Origin of the sequence: Stenotrophomonas sp. ASS1 (genome assembly GCF_004346925.1) — a bacterium.
GTDB lineage: Bacteria > Pseudomonadota > Gammaproteobacteria > Xanthomonadales > Xanthomonadaceae > Stenotrophomonas > Stenotrophomonas maltophilia_A.
This window is the reverse complement of record NZ_CP031167.1, coordinates 1,414,095-1,428,118: the sequence shown is the minus strand read 5'-3', so window position 1 is coordinate 1,428,118 and position 14,024 is coordinate 1,414,095. Positions and strand designations below refer to the sequence as shown.

General features: G+C 68.2%; 11 protein-coding genes. 8 read left to right on the top strand and 3 right to left on the bottom strand.

Annotated elements, in window-relative coordinates:
* Positions 1 to 152 precede the first annotated feature (152 nt).
* From MG068_RS06595 to rnt, 5 genes are all read left to right on the top strand, one after another.
* Complete coding sequence (locus MG068_RS06595) at positions 153 to 512, top strand: HvfA family oxazolone/thioamide-modified RiPP metallophore (protein ID WP_049421602.1); 360 nt, start codon at positions 153 to 155, stop codon at positions 510 to 512.
* Positions 499 to 1,374 carry an HvfB family MNIO-type RiPP peptide maturase gene (locus MG068_RS06590; protein ID WP_049421603.1) on the top strand — a complete coding sequence of 292 codons (876 nt, stop codon included), beginning with the start codon at positions 499 to 501 and terminating at the stop codon, positions 1,372 to 1,374. Before MG068_RS06595 ends, MG068_RS06590 begins: the two co-directional genes overlap by 14 nt.
* Positions 1,367 to 2,122 (top strand): HvfC family RiPP maturation protein, encoded by a 756-nt coding sequence (locus tag MG068_RS06585; protein WP_132809722.1) that lies wholly within the window; start codon positions 1,367 to 1,369, stop codon positions 2,120 to 2,122. Before MG068_RS06590 ends, MG068_RS06585 begins: the two co-directional genes overlap by 8 nt.
* Positions 2,123 to 2,149: 27 nt before the next feature.
* Positions 2,150 to 2,671 carry an HvfX family Cu-binding RiPP maturation protein gene (locus tag MG068_RS06580; RefSeq protein ID WP_049463604.1) on the top strand — a complete coding sequence of 174 codons (522 nt, stop codon included), beginning with the start codon at positions 2,150 to 2,152 and terminating at the stop codon, positions 2,669 to 2,671.
* Between the two features lie 235 nt (positions 2,672 to 2,906).
* Positions 2,907 to 3,491 carry a ribonuclease T gene (gene rnt, locus MG068_RS06575; RefSeq protein ID WP_005408782.1) on the top strand — a complete coding sequence of 195 codons (585 nt, stop codon included), beginning with the start codon at positions 2,907 to 2,909 and terminating at the stop codon, positions 3,489 to 3,491.
* 323 nt (positions 3,492 to 3,814) lie between these two features.
* Here rnt and MG068_RS06570 read toward each other — a convergent pair whose 3' ends face one another.
* The 3 genes from MG068_RS06570 to MG068_RS06560 form a co-directional block, all read right to left on the bottom strand.
* Positions 3,815 to 6,841, bottom strand: a complete 3,027-nt coding sequence (locus MG068_RS06570; protein WP_132809721.1) for a ligand-binding sensor domain-containing diguanylate cyclase — start codon at positions 6,839 to 6,841, stop codon at positions 3,815 to 3,817.
* A gap of 177 nt (positions 6,842 to 7,018) precedes the next feature.
* Positions 7,019 to 8,428, bottom strand: a complete 1,410-nt coding sequence (locus tag MG068_RS06565; RefSeq protein WP_032127908.1) for an ATP-binding protein — start codon at positions 8,426 to 8,428, stop codon at positions 7,019 to 7,021.
* Between the two features lie 6 nt (positions 8,429 to 8,434).
* Entirely contained in the window at positions 8,435 to 9,163 is a 729-nt protein-coding gene (locus tag MG068_RS06560; protein ID WP_005408779.1) for a response regulator, read from the bottom strand.
* 204 nt (positions 9,164 to 9,367) lie between these two features.
* Between MG068_RS06560 and MG068_RS06555 the strand changes: the two genes are divergently transcribed.
* Genes MG068_RS06555 through MG068_RS06545 form a run of 3 tightly spaced genes read left to right on the top strand, consistent with a single transcriptional unit; the run spans position 9,368 to position 14,000 of the window.
* Positions 9,368 to 10,609: an efflux RND transporter periplasmic adaptor subunit gene (locus tag MG068_RS06555; protein ID WP_032127909.1), complete on the top strand. Its 1,242-nt coding sequence runs from the start codon at positions 9,368 to 9,370 to the stop codon at positions 10,607 to 10,609.
* The gene (locus MG068_RS06550) at positions 10,606 to 12,564 is read left to right on the top strand and encodes a MacB family efflux pump subunit (RefSeq protein ID WP_107432515.1); all 1,959 of its coding nucleotides are present in this window, start codon (positions 10,606 to 10,608) and stop codon (positions 12,562 to 12,564) included. Before MG068_RS06555 ends, MG068_RS06550 begins: the two co-directional genes overlap by 4 nt.
* On the top strand, positions 12,561 to 14,000 hold the full coding sequence (locus MG068_RS06545) for a TolC family protein (protein WP_107432516.1): 1,440 nt from the start codon (positions 12,561 to 12,563) through the stop codon (positions 13,998 to 14,000). Before MG068_RS06550 ends, MG068_RS06545 begins: the two co-directional genes overlap by 4 nt.
* Positions 14,001 to 14,024 lie beyond the last annotated feature (24 nt).

The following is a 14,024-nucleotide window of genomic DNA, read 5'->3' as shown; positions in this document are numbered from 1 at the left end:
CGGCCCTTTTGTTTTTGGGCGTTCCGGCCACCGGTCTCCCCCTCTGTAATAAATCTCACGAAAATTTGAGTTCTTGGCGAGGATTCGTTGAGTAGGATCGCTGCACCATCGATTCACCCCGGGCACCTGCCCTCCACCTAGGAGTAAGACCGATGAGCAGTTCCAACAAGACCCTGTCCCTGCTGACCGCTACGGCCCTGGCCGCCGGCCTGGGCATGACCGCCAGTGCCTCGGCCCTGAGCATGAGCGACCTGGCCCAGGGCTACCTGGTGGCTGGCCAGGCGGCAAAGGCTGCCGATACCAAGCACGCCGAAGGCAAGTGCGGCGCCGACGGCAAGACCGCTGAAGGCAAGTGCGGCGGTGACAAGGGCAAGGCTGCCGAAGGCAAGTGTGGCGAAGGCAAGTGCGGTGCCGACAAGGGCAAGGCTGCTGGTGCAGCCGCTGCCAAGACAGGCGACAAGAAGTCGGCTGAAGGCAAGTGCGGCGAAGGCAAGTGCGGTGGCAAGCACTGACGTCCGCGCCAGCCTCGTCCACCCGCGGTCGCCGCTTCGTGCGGCGGCCGCCGGGTTGGGCCTGCGCCGGGCGCTGCTACAGGACCTGCGTGACGCCCCGGCAGGCGACTTCGATTTCCTCGAATGCGCGCCGGAGAACTGGATCCATGTGGGTGGTCCCGCCGGGGATGCACTGGCCGAACTGGCGCAGCGCCATCCGTTGAGCTGCCACGGCCTGTCGTTGTCGCTGGGCGGCAGCGCGCCGCTGGATACGCAGCTGCTGGAACAGGTCGGCCAGTTCCTGGAAAAGCACCGCGTGCCGCTGTACAGCGAGCACCTGAGCTACTGCAGCGATGACGGTCACCTGTACGACCTGCTGCCGATTCCGTTCACCGACGAAGCCGTGCGCCACACTGCGGCACGCATCGCTCACGTGCAGGATCTGCTGGGCCGCCGCATTGCAGTGGAGAACGTGTCCTATTACCTGGCACCGGAACCGGCGATGGACGAACTGGCCTTCACCAATGCGGTGCTTGCCGAAGCCGACTGCGATCTGCTGCTGGACGTCAACAACGTCTACGTCAACGCCTGCAACCACGGCTACGATGCCGACACCTTCATCGCCGGGCTGCCCGCAGAGCGCGTCGTCTGCCTGCACGTGGCCGGGCACCTGGACGAGGCGCCGGACCTGAAGATCGATACCCATGGCAGCGCGGTGATCGACCCGGTCTGGGAGCTGCTGGCGCGTACCTACGCGCGCATCGGCCCACGCCCCACCCTGCTCGAGCGCGATTTCAACTTCCCCCCATACGCCGAGCTGCAGGGCGAACTGCAGACCATCCGCCGCCTGCAGGCGACGCACGGGGGGACTGCACATGACTGACGCTCGCGGCACCCTGCGCGCGCAGCAGCATGCGTTCACTGCCCATCTGCGCGATCCGCAGGGCGTGCCACCGCCGGCTGGGCTGGAGGCACGCCGGGTCACGGTGTACCAACGGCTGCTGTTCAACAATCTGCTCGGCCTGTTGAGCAACGGCTTCCCGGTCTGCGTGCGCCTGCTCGGCGAGCCCGCCTGGAGCGACCTGGTGCGCCACTACTTCGCCACCCATCGCTGCCAGACACCGCTGTTCACCGAACTGGCCGCCGAATTCGTGCAGTGGCTGCGGGCACAGCCGCAGCTGCCGCACCCGGCGTTGGCCGAACTCGCTCATTACGAGTGGGTGGAGACCGCGCTGTACCAGTTGCAGGCCGAGCCGCTGCCGGCACCCGGCGACATCGATCCGCTGCAGGTACCGCTGCAGCGCTCACCCCTGGCGTGGCCGCTGCTGTACCAGTGGCCGGTGCATCGACTCGGTGCCGAGGATGCGCCAATGCAGCCGCCGGCGGAACCGACCGGCCTGCTGGTCCGCCGCGAGGCCGATGGCGAAGTGTGCTTCGCCGTGCTCAGCCCGCTGGCGGTATACCTGCTGTCCAGCGTCGGCGAACGACCCGGCCTCGATGGACATGCCTATCTGCGGCAATTGGCCGCTGCGAACGGCCTGGCTGAGGAGGCGCTGGCCGGGCCCGGTGCCGCGCTGCTGCAGCAGTTCCTGCAGGCCGGCGTGATCGGCCCGCTCACAGTCCCTGGCTGACGCCCTTTCCCCCACGGAGAACCACCGATGAACCTTCCGACCCTGGCCGCCACGCGTGGCCAGCTGGACCGTCTCGCCCCCTGGTTGGCCCCGCTCGGCCTGCGCCTGCTGCTGGCCTGGGAATACTTCGAATCCGGCCGCGAAAAGCTGCACGGCCAGAACTGGTTCGCCGACCTGCAGGACGCTTTCCCGTTCCCGTTCGACCAGCTGCCGGCCACCCTGAACTGGCAGCTTGCCACCTGGTTCGAGCTGATTGGCGCGGCCTGCCTACTGGTTGGCTTCGGCACCCGGTTTGCCGCCGCCAGCCTGCTGGTGCTGACCGTAGTGGCCACCTATGCGGTGCATTGGCCGATGGAGTGGAACTCGCTGGCCGACCTGGCCATGGGCTACGCGATCACTGACCAGGGCTTCGGCAACTTCAAGCTGCCAGTACTGTTCATGGCGATGCTGCTGCCGCTGATCTTCACCGGCGCCGGCAGGCTGAGCGTGGATGCGTGGTTGGCGCGGTGGTCTCCCTCGGCCACGCCTGCACGGCCAGCAGTCCGGTAATCGCCAAACCTGGTCGGCGCACCGTGTGCCAACCAAGGTTGGCACCTACCGGAATCCTGAGCGCGCGGTGTCCCGGTAGGTGTCGACCTTGGTCGACACACGCCCGCGCAGGGAACGCATGCACCGAAGGCTGGCCGGGCGCTCAGGGTCGCTCTGCTAGAATTCACGCATGACTGAGCCCACCCCCGCACCTGCCGCCGCTCCCGATTCCGCAGTCCCCCAGGCGCAGCGCGCGATGTCACAACGCTTCCGCGGCTTCCTGCCGGTGGTGGTGGACGTGGAAACCGGCGGCTTCGACAGCCAGCGCAACGCGCTGCTGGAAATCGCCGCCGTGCCGATCGAGATGGACGAGAACGGCCTGCTCTACCCCGGCCAGACCGCCAGTGCCCACGTGGTGCCGGCCGAGGGCCTGGAGATCGACCCGAAGTCGCTGGAAGTGACCGGCATCATCCTCGACCACCCGTTCCGGCTGGCCAAGGAAGAGAAGGCGGCGCTGGACCACATCTTCACCCCGGTACGCGCGGCCATGAAGAAATACGGCTGCCAGCGCGCGATCCTGGTCGGCCACAACGCCCATTTCGACTTGGGCTTCGTCAACGCAGCGGTGGCGCGGACCGGCCACAAGCGCAACCCGTTCCATCCGTTCAGCGTGTTCGACACGGTCACCCTGGCCGGCATCGCCTACGGACAGACCGTGCTGGCGCGTGCGGCCACCGCCGCCGGGCTGGGCTGGGATGCCAACGAGGCACACAGCGCGGTGTACGACACCGAGCAGACCGCGCGCTTGTTCTGCACGATCGCCAACGCCTGGCCGCGGTGAAGCGGCCAACGGCGGAGCCCCTCGTGGCGGGCTGACAGCGATTCCTGGTAGGGCCGGGCGGGTGGACTGCGCAGGGGACGCTGCAAGTACGTCCCTGTAAGCTCGGTCGCCGCATCCATGCGGCTCACGCCCCTGCGCAGCCCACCCGCCCGGCCACGGACAGTTTCCAGCGAGCGCCACGGAAAGATCAGAAAAGCGGAAGCAACAGCGGGTCGCTGCGCTCGTTGCGGGCTGCCGATCACCGCTGTGGTGAGTCACCTCTCTGCTGGGTGCCGACCGTTGGTACGGCAACACCCGTAGATCCACGCCATGCGTGGATGCAATCAACCGATGCTCGTTCGGTCGCGGCCGTCGCTCTTGGCGCGGTACAACGCGCGGTCTGCGCGCTGGTACAGCAGTGCCGGGGTGCGGTCGTCGGCATCCAGCTCCACCAGCCCTGCGCTGAAGGTCACGCGCAGTCCGTCCACGCCGGCCCAGTCGGGGTGGTCATGGAACAGGCCGCGCAGGCGCGCGCACAGCTGTGCGGCTTCCTCCAGACGGGTGTCGTTGAGCAGCAGCGCGAACTCTTCGCCACCAGTCCGCGCCGGCAGGTCCGAATCGCGGCTGGCGGCGGCGATCAACCGCGCCACCTGCACCAGCACCGCATCACCGATGCTGTGGCTGTGGCGGTCGTTGACGTCCTTGAAGTGGTCGATATCCAGCACCACCAGGCACAGCGGATGACCGCTGCGCTGCGAACGGGCGAAGTCACGCGCCAGCGTTTCATCGAAGGCACGGCGGTTGGCCAGGCCAGTCAGTGCATCCTCGCGGGCCTGCCGTTCGAATGCCTCGGCCTGGCGTGCGAGGCGCTCGGCCAGTTCGGTCTTTTCCTGGTTCAGCGCCTGCAGGTGCACGGTCTTGGCCTGCAGGTCGAAGGTCGCCTCGTCCACGCGCCGCGCCAGGCGCAGGTTGCTGGCCTTCAGCTGCTGCAGCAGCAGGCGGTACAGCGCCACCAGCCCGGCCAGCAGCAGCAGTCCACCCAGCACCTGCACGCTGCGTCGCTGCCACCAGAACGGCTCCACGGTGAAGCTCCATACCGCTTCCTGCTGGCCCCAGCTGCCGCTCGGATGGGCAGCGGCCACGTGCAGGGTGTAGTCGCCCGGCGGCAGGCCGACGAACTCCACGCTGCGCTGCGGGCCGCGTTCGACCCACCCCGTATCCAGGCCGTCCAACCGCGTGCGGTAGCGGATCCGGTCAGACATCAGGTAGCTCAGGCCGACATAACTCACCGCCAAGCGCCGGCCGCCGGGAATGTAGTTGCGGTCCGGGCCTTCCCAATGCACCGGGGCGCCATCCACCTGCACGCTTTCAATCGCTGCCGGCGGTGAAAGACGCTCGCGGAAACGCTGCAGGCGTTGCGGATCGACGGTGCTCAGGCCTCCGGCGGTGACCACCCAGAACGTGCCGTCCTGGCGCAGGATCGCCGATGGCCCGGAGCTGCCGTTGGCCTGCGCATTGGCCATGCCGTCAATCTCGTTGTAGCGCTCCACCACCACCCGGGGTGCGCGGCCATCGGCCACGGCGTTGAGGGTGCCCATGTCGGTGCGCAGCACGCCGCGGTTGCTGCTGATCCACACGTTGCCAAGGCGATCCGGCACCAGTTGGAACACCGCATCCACCGGCATGCCCTGCTCCAGCCCCACCCGTGCCAGCGTGCCGTTGCGCCAGCGGTACAGGCCACGGTCGCTGCTGATCCACATCGCGTCACCCAGCTGATGGAAGCCGAACACGCTGCGGCCACCGCCCATCGGCGCGAGGTCGATCGACTGCACGTGATCGCCGCGCAGTACGCGGATGCCCTCGATGGTGCCGATCCACAGGTTGCCCTGGTGATCGTGCTCAAGCGCGGTGATCAGGCCGCTGGGCATGCCCGCAACGCTTGATACCTGCACGCGGTCGCCGTCGATGCGGACCACGCCCTTCTGGGTGCCGGCCCAGACCACACCCTGCGGGTCCACGCTGATCGCGCGGATGTTGCCGCCCGGCATGCCATCGGCGGCGGCATAGTTGTGCCGCAGCCGGCCATCGGGGCCAAGACGGTAGACGCCATCACCGAACGTTCCGACCCACAGGTCACCGTCCGGACCCTGCGCCAGGCTGAGCACCGAAGGTGCCTTGCCGCCGCGGTTGTGCAGCGGCATCGCACGGAAGCGGCCATCAGCAGTCTGCAGGTCGAGGCCGCTGGCACTGCCGACCCACAGCTGGCGTTCGCGGTCCTCGAACACGGTGCGCACATAGTCGCCACTGAGGCCATCGCGCTCGGTGTAGCTGCTGAACAGTGTTTCGCGCAGGCGGTACAGGCCACCGTTGGCACCCACCCAGATGCTGCCCTCGGCATCCTCGCGCAGGCTGACCACGCGCCCACCCGGCAGGTTCAGGCCCGCCGGCAGGCGCTCCAGGCCATGCGCTGAGATCCGCAGCAGGCCCTGGTTCTCGGTGCCCAGCCACAGGTCACCATGGCGATCCTGCAGCATCGAGGTCAGGTGCAGCTGCCCCGGCAGGCGGTGCATCAGCACCAGCTGATCATCCTCCACCCGGTACAGGCGCTCGCCGGCGACGATCCACAGCGCGCCATCCGGAGCGCGGTACGGCCACGACAGGCCACTGCCGGCGCCCAGCCCCCACGTCGCTGGCGCGCGCTTGAGCACGCCATCGTTGTCGCGCAGCACCAGTCCATCCAACGTGCCGACCCAGACCCGGTCCTGCGCATCGACCACCAGCTTGGTGAAGCTCATCGCCATCGGCAGGTCGGCGGCCGGAGCCTGGTAGACGATACCGGTGTCCGGCGTCAGATAGCCGATGCCCTTGCCTTCATACAGCAGCCACAAGCGGCCCTGGCTGTCCATCTGCATGGACTGGATCAGGACCTGCGGGGTATCGGCCTGGTGCTCCCAGACACGCCACTGGCCATCGTTGCCGCGATGGCTGACATTGCCCCGCGAATCACTGATCCACAGCCCCCCCTGGCGGTCGACGAACAGCGCGCCGATGCCGTTGTCGCGCAGGCCCGGGCGGGTACTGCGGTCGAACACGGTGAAATCCAGCCCGTTGTAACGCACCAGGCCTTCCCAGGTGGCGAACCAGAGGTGGCCTTCGGGGGTCTGCGCGATGTCGCGCAGCGAGTTGTGCGGCAGGCCGTTGCGCGACGTCCATACATCAATGGCGTAGTCGCGCAGTGGCGGAGCCCCCTCCTGCGCTGCCACCGGCAGTGCAAGGGCCAGCAGCAGCCACAGCAGGCCCTGTCGCAGCCATCGACCGATATCTGATCCGCAGCGCTCCACCCAGCGCCCGATGTCCCCCTGTCCGGCCATCAGTGCAGCGGCGGCGGCCAGGCAGGGCTGCCGGGCCTGGCAGCATGCGGGAACTGCCGGGCAGCGCGGGACGGCATGCCGGCGGGGACGGGCTGGCTCATCGGGGGGGAACTGGGAAGATGCGCAGATGATAGGCCAAACCCGGCCCACGGCGTCACCATCGCCAGCCGCGAAGGCTCAGCCCGCGCGGCCCGGCGGCGTCACCTGTGCACTGGCCGGCCACTGCACTACCGCCTCCAGCCCGCCTTCGACGCGGTTGCGCAGCCACAGCCGCGCCCCGTCTTTCTCAGCCAGGGCGCGGGCGATGGTCAGGCCCAGACCGGCGCCGCCGGTTTCGCGCGAACGCGAGGTTTCCACCCGCACGAACGGGTCGAACACGGCTTCCAGCTGATCCTCGGCCAGGCCCGGGCCGTCATCGGCCACCACCACGGTGATCGCGCCACCACTACGCTCGACCCGTACCCGCACCCGGTAGGCATACATCACCGCGTTGTCCACCAGGTTGGAAAACAGGCGATGCATGGCCAGCGGACGCAACATCAACACCGCTCCGCTGCCACCTTCAAAGACGACATCTCCGCCGCCCTCGGCCGTGTCTTCAACGATGCTCTCCAGCAGCGAATCCAGGTCCAGTGCGGCGCGCTGCTCGGCGCTCTCCGCGCTGCGCGCCAGCTCCAGGCCTTCGCGCACCAACGCCTGCATCGCGGCCAGATCGCCGATCAGGCGCTCGCGCAGCACCTCGTCGCTGACATTCTCCAGGCGCAGGCGCAGCCGGGTCAGCGGGGTCTGCAGGTCATGGGTGATCGCCGCCAGCATCTGCGTGCGCTCGGCCAGGTGCCGCTGCAGGCGATGCTGCATGGCGTTGAAGGCTTCGGCGGCACGCTGCACTTCGCGCGGGCCGCGCAGCGGCAGTGGATCGCGCTGCAGGTCGTCGCCCAGGTCTTCGGCGGCTGCGGCCAGTTCCTGCAGCGGCGCGCTGGCCATGCGCGCGACGATATAGGCCAGCACCGCGATCGCCAGCACCAGCAGGGTCAGGAACCACGGGTCCACGGCGAGGATGCCGTTGTGTGCCACCGCCGGCGAATCCAGCGCCAGCTTCAGCAGCGTGCCGTCGTTGAGGGTCACGTCGACCGCACGGCACTTGGGCGGGATGAACGCCGGATCACGTTCGCGCGGATGCTTGCGATGCCCCGGTGGCGGCGGGGGCAGCAGGTCCTGCAGCTTGGGAATGCAGGAACGGAACGAAGCGAAGTGCACATGCGCGCGTGCGACCGGGCCGGGCCGGTCATCGAGTACTTCCATCAACGCGGTATCGGCCCGCCCCAGCCGTGCGCCGGGTTGCAGCGCACGTACGCTCGGCCCACCGATTTCGAGCAGGCGCTCGCGCAGTTCGGGGTTGCCGTCGAGCAGGTTGACGTAGCCCTGGAGGCGGTCGGCGATGCGGTTCAGGTTCTGCCGCTCGAACTCCTGCTGGCGTTTGGAGGTAGCCAGCATGGTCGCGCCGATCGCGGCCACGCTCATGCCCAGCAGCAGGATCACGAACAACCGCCCGACCATCGAGGACAGGAAATGGCGCAGGCGCTTCATCGCGGCTTATTCCAGGTTCACCGAGGAGGCCAGTACATAGCCTTCGTTGCGAACGGTCTTGATCAGTCCGTCAGGGCCACCGTCGTCGCCCAGCTTGTTGCGCAGCCGGCTGACCTGCAGATCGATGGCGCGGTCCTGTGCCTCGTAGTTGCGGCCGCTGCTGAGCGCGACCAGCTGCTCGCGCGACAGCACCTTGTTGGCGTGGGCGATGAACACCCGCAGCAGGCGGAACTCGGCGCCGGACAGCACCACCACGCGATCGTCCGGATCGACCAGGTGGCGATGCTCCAGATCGAACACCCAGCGCGAGAAGCGCGCACGGCGCACCGCCAGCGGCTCCAGGTTCGCCGGCAGCGCCTCGGTCCGGCGCAGCACGTTGCGTATGCGTGCCAGCAGCTCGCGCGGTTCGAACGGCTTGGCCAGGTAGTCGTCGGCGCCCATTTCCAGGCCCAGCACGCGGTCGATCGGCTCGGCACGCGCGGTCAGCATGATCACCGGCGTGTTCGAACGCGCGCGCAGGTCGCGGCACAGGGTCAGGCCATCCTCGCGCGGCAGGTTGAGGTCGAGCACGATCAGGTCCACGTGTTCGCGGTCCAGCAGCTGGCGCATGGCGGTGCCGTCTGCGGCCGTGCTCACCTGGTAGCCGGCCCGGCCGAGCTGTTCGGCCAGCAGGGTGCGGATGTCGTTGTCGTCGTCGACGATCAGCAGTCGATGCATCGTGTTTTCAGTCTCCATGTCGCGATCATCCCGTGTCGGCAGCTGAACCGCATCCGGGGCAATGCGTACCAGTGTATCCAGCCATGGGCGGGATACCTGTGGTTACGCGTATTCACCGACAGTGTTACATAGAGACATACCCCGAGGATTGAGCCGCCCATCGCCCGGTCTTCACAATGCCCACCAACGCCGCCACCGCGGCCCCGAGAGTGAAGCCACGACGTGACGTTCCGCCTGCTGCCCGCGACCCGCCGGGGTCGCCTGATACTGATCGCCCTGCTCGCCCTTGCCGTTGCCGCAGCCGCCTGGTGGCTGCTGCGCAAGCCCGCCGCCCCGGCGGTGGCGACCACGCCCGTCAGCCGTGGTGACATCGAGCAGACGGTGGAGGCCACCGGTGTGATCGACGCCTACAAGCTGGTCAGCGTCGGTGCCCAGGCCTCTGGCCAGATCAAATCGCTGAAGGTGCAGCTGGGCGATACCGTGAAGGAAGGCGACCTGATTGCCGAAATCGACGCCACCACCCAGCAGAACCAGGTGCTCAATGCCCAGGCCTCGCTGGACCAGGTCACCGCCCAGCGCGCCGTGCAGCAGGCCACCCTGCGCCAGGCCGAACTGGAATTCGCGCGCCAGCAGCAGATGCTGGCCGCCGAGGCCACCTCGCGCCAGGAGTACGATGCCGCCGAGGCGCAGCTGAAGACCGCCCGTGCCCAGCTGCAGTCCTACGAGGCGCAGATCAAGGGCCGCGAAACCGAGCTGGGCACCGCCCGCGCCAACCTTGCCTACACCCGTATCACCGCGCCGATGGACGGCACCGTGGTGGCGGTGGTGGCCGAGGAAGGTCGCACCGTGAACGCCAACCAGACCGCACCGACCATCGTCATGCTGGCACGGCTGGACGTGGTCACGGTCAATGCCGAGATCTCCGAAGCCGACGTGGTGAAGATCAAGGCCGGCATGCCGGTGTACTTCACCACGCTGGGCGACCCGGATCGCAAGTACCACGCCACGCTGCGCCAGATCAATCCGGCGCCGGCCTCGATCGCCAACGAGAGTTCGTCCAGTTCCAGCAGCTCGTCCAGTTCCAGCTCCAGCAGCGCGGTCTACTACAACGCGCTGTTCGACGTGGAAAACCCGGATGGCACCCTGCGCATCGACATGACCGCGCAGGTCTCGGTACTGCTGAAGCAGGCCAAGGGCGTGCTGATGGTGCCGGCGGTGGCACTGGGGCCGAAGCGCCGTGGCGACGAGCGCATGGTGCGGGTGCTGGACGACAAGGGCCAGCCGCAGCCGCGCAAGGTAACCGTGGGCATCAACAACGGCGCCTCGGCCGAGATCCTGTCGGGACTGAAGGAAGGCGAGCGCGTGGTGGTCGGCGAAGCCGGTGCGGCCGGTGCCAGCGCCGGCGGCGGCAACCGCGGCGGCATGCAGATGCGGGTCGGCGGCCCGGGCATGGGGCGCCGATGAGCACGACGGCGCCGCTGCTGCGCCTGCGTGACCTGCGACGCGAATTCCCGGCCGGCGACGATGTGATCGCCGTGCTGCGCGACGTCAACCTCGACATCCACGCCGGTGAGATGGTGGCCATCGTCGGCCAGTCCGGCTCAGGCAAGTCGACGCTGATGAACATCCTCGGCTGCCTCGATCGTCCCACCCGTGGCAGCTACCAGGTGGCCGGCCGCGAAACCGGGAAGATGGAGCCGGACGAGCTGGCCGAACTGCGCCGCGAGCATTTCGGCTTCATCTTCCAGCGCTACCACCTGTTGGGCGACCTCGATGCGCGCGGCAACGTGGAAGTGCCGGCGGTGTACGCCGGCAGCCCCGGCCCGGTGCGCAACGCGCGTGCCGAACAGCTGCTGCAGCGGCTGGGCCTGAGCGACCGCATGCACCACAAGCCGGGCCAGCTGTCCGGCGGCCAGCAGCAGCGCGTGTCGATCGCCCGTGCCCTGATGAACGGCGGCGAGGTGATCCTGGCCGACGAACCGACCGGCGCGCTGGACACGAAATCCGGCGAGGAAGTGATGGCGATCCTCGGCGAGCTGCACGCCGAAGGCCACACCATCATCATCGTCACCCACGACATGAGCGTGGCCGAACACGCGCAGCGGATCATCGAGATCCGCGACGGCGAGATCATCGCCGACCGCGCCAACCCGAATGCACCGACCTACCGCGCGCAGCGCGAGGCCAGCACCGGCGTCGCCCGCGGCAACAGCTGGCGGGCCGCGCGCGACCGCTTCACCGAAGCATTCCGCATGGCGTTGCTGGCGATGAATGCACATCGGCTGCGCACCTTCCTGACCATGCTCGGCATCATCATCGGCATCGCCTCGGTGGTCTCGGTGGTGGCGCTGGGCAATGGCTCGCAGCAGCAGATCCTGCAGAACATCAGCGCGCTCGGCACCAACACCATCGATGTCTACCCCGGCCGTGGTTTCGGAGACATGCGCTCGGCCCGTGTGCAGACGCTCAAAGCCAGTGATGCCGATGCGCTGGCCCGGCAGAGCTACGTCGACAGCTCCACGCCCAGCGTGTCGACCTCGGTCACCGCGCGTTACCGCAACCAGTCCTCCACCGCCCAGGTCAGCGGCGTCGGCGAGCAGTTCTTCCGGGTCAAGGGCGTGACCCTGCTCAGCGGCAGCTTCTTCGATGCCGATGCGGTGAAGGGCCTCGGCCAGGTGGCGGTGATCGACGAGAACACCCAGACCCAGTTCTTCCCCGATGTCGATCCGATCGGCCAGGTGATCCTGCTCGGCAATGTGCCGGCACGCGTGGTCGGCGTGGCCAAGCGCCAGAGTTTCGGTTTCGGCGGCAGCACCAGCCTCAGCGTGTGGGTGCCGTACACCACGGTGATGTCGCGCATGCTCGGCCAGAGCCACGTGTCCAGCATCACCGTGCGCGTGGACGACGCCACGCCGATGGATGCCGCACAGGAAGCGATCACCCGCCTGTTGACGATGCGCCATGGCACCGAGGACTTCTTCCTCAGCAACAGCGCCGAGATCCGCCAGACCATCGAGCAGACCACGCGCACGATGACCCTGCTGATCGGCGCCATCGCCGCCATCGCACTGCTGGTCGGTGGTATCGGTGTGATGAACATCATGCTGGTTTCGGTGACCGAGCGTACCCGCGAGATCGGCGTGCGCATGGCCGTCGGTGCACGGCAGAGTGATATCCGCCAGCAGTTCCTGATCGAAGCAGTGCTGGTGTGCCTGCTCGGCGGCGTGCTCGGCATCGGCCTGGCCCTGCTGCTGGGCTCGATGATCGGCCGCTTCGCCAGCGACTTCCAGGTGCTGTTCTCCACCGCCTCGATCGTCGCCGCCTTCGCCTGCTCGACCCTGATCGGCGTTGCGTTCGGCTTCCTGCCCGCGCGTAACGCCGCGCAGCTCGACCCGGTGGAGGCCCTGGCCCGCGAATGAAGATGATGACCCGACTGCCCTTCCCTGCCCCCTCGCGCCTGTTGCTGGCGGGCGCTGTACTGCTCGCCCTGTCCGGCTGCGCATCGATGGGCCGCTATCCGGTGCAGGCCCCCGACGTGGCGGCGACCTACGGTCGTGGCGACGCCGCCCTCAATGCGCCCGCCGACGATCCGCGCAGCAGCCTGGATACTCCGGGCCGCGACATCCGCCAGGACACCTGGTGGACCGGTTTCGGCGATGAACGTCTCGACCGTCTGGTGGCGCAGGCGCTGGCCGCCAACAGCGATCTTGCCGCCGCTGGCCTGGCCGTGCAGCGTTCGCGCCTGCAGGCTGGCCTGGCCAGCAACGCGTTGTGGCCGCAGCCTTCGTCTTCAGGTGTGAGTGGTAGCGCCAGCCGCGCCACCGACCAGGCCGACGACTGGCGCCGCAGCTATTCCACCGGCGTCTCGCTGGGCTGGGAAGTGGACCTGTGGGGCCGCCTGCGCACCCAGCGCGACATCGCCCGCTGGGAAGCCGAGGCCAGCGAGGAAGACCGGCAGAACACCGCGCTGCTGGTGATCAGCGACACCATCAACCAATACTGGAACCTGGCCTATCTCAACCAATCCATCGCCACCGGCCAGGCCAACCTGGAGCGGCTGGAACGTACCCGCGAACTGGTCCAGGCCCGCTTCGACGCCGGTGCGGTATCGCGCCTGGAAGTACGCCAGGCTCTGCAGAACCTGCAGTCGCAGCGTTCCTCGCAGAGTGCGCTGGAACAGCAGCGGGTGGAGGCGCGCAATGCACTGACCGTGCTGCTGGACGGCACGCCCTGGCCGCAGCAGGACGAACCGCAGGACCTGCTCGGCGCACGCAGCCCCAGCATCGCGGAGGGCCTGCCGACCGACCTGCTCGGTCGCCGTCCCGACCTGCGCGCGGCCGAACTGCGCCTGCGCAACAGCCTGAAGACCATCAAGGTGACCGCTACCCAGTACTACCCGGCGCTGAGCCTGACCGGCAGCCTCGGCTCCAGTGCAACGTCGCTGGGTGACGTGCTGCGCAACCCGGTGGCCACGCTGGGCGCCGGCCTGTCGCTTCCGTTCCTCAACCTGCAGCGCGCGCAGCTGGATACCGATATCGCCGGCACCGGCTACCAGATCGCCGCGACCAATTTCCGCAAGACGCTGTATACCGCGCTCTCGGAAGTGGACAACGCGCTGTCGGCACGCGAGCAGCTGGCGCGCCAGGTGGCGGCCTCGCAGGCTTCGTACGACGAAGCGGTGGAAGTGGAACGGGCGCAGGAAGTGCGCTACCGCGTAGGTGCCACCGACCTGCGCACCTGGCTGGAAGCGCAGCAGACCCGGCGTGATGCCGAGCTGTCGCTGGCGCGCGTGCGCCAGGGGCAGCTGAACAACGACGTCACCTTGTTCAAGGCACTGGGCGGCAGCGCGGGGTGAGGCGGCAAGAGCGCCAACCAAGGT

Coding starts and splice junctions, on each gene's coding strand:
- rnt (WP_005408782.1), top strand. CDS start 2,907: ATGTCACAACGCTTCCGCGGCTTCCTGCCGGTGGTGGTGGACGTGGAA.
- MG068_RS06565 (WP_032127908.1), bottom strand. CDS start 8,428: ATGAAGCGCCTGCGCCATTTCCTGTCCTCGATGGTCGGGCGGTTGTTC.
- MG068_RS06545 (WP_107432516.1), top strand. CDS start 12,561: ATGAAGATGATGACCCGACTGCCCTTCCCTGCCCCCTCGCGCCTGTTG.
- MG068_RS06580 (WP_049463604.1), top strand. CDS start 2,150: ATGAACCTTCCGACCCTGGCCGCCACGCGTGGCCAGCTGGACCGTCTC.
- MG068_RS06595 (WP_049421602.1), top strand. CDS start 153: ATGAGCAGTTCCAACAAGACCCTGTCCCTGCTGACCGCTACGGCCCTG.
- MG068_RS06570 (WP_132809721.1), bottom strand. CDS start 6,841: ATGGCCGGACAGGGGGACATCGGGCGCTGGGTGGAGCGCTGCGGATCA.
- MG068_RS06550 (WP_107432515.1), top strand. CDS start 10,606: ATGAGCACGACGGCGCCGCTGCTGCGCCTGCGTGACCTGCGACGCGAA.
- MG068_RS06560 (WP_005408779.1), bottom strand. CDS start 9,163: ATGGAGACTGAAAACACGATGCATCGACTGCTGATCGTCGACGACGAC.
- MG068_RS06585 (WP_132809722.1), top strand. CDS start 1,367: ATGACTGACGCTCGCGGCACCCTGCGCGCGCAGCAGCATGCGTTCACT.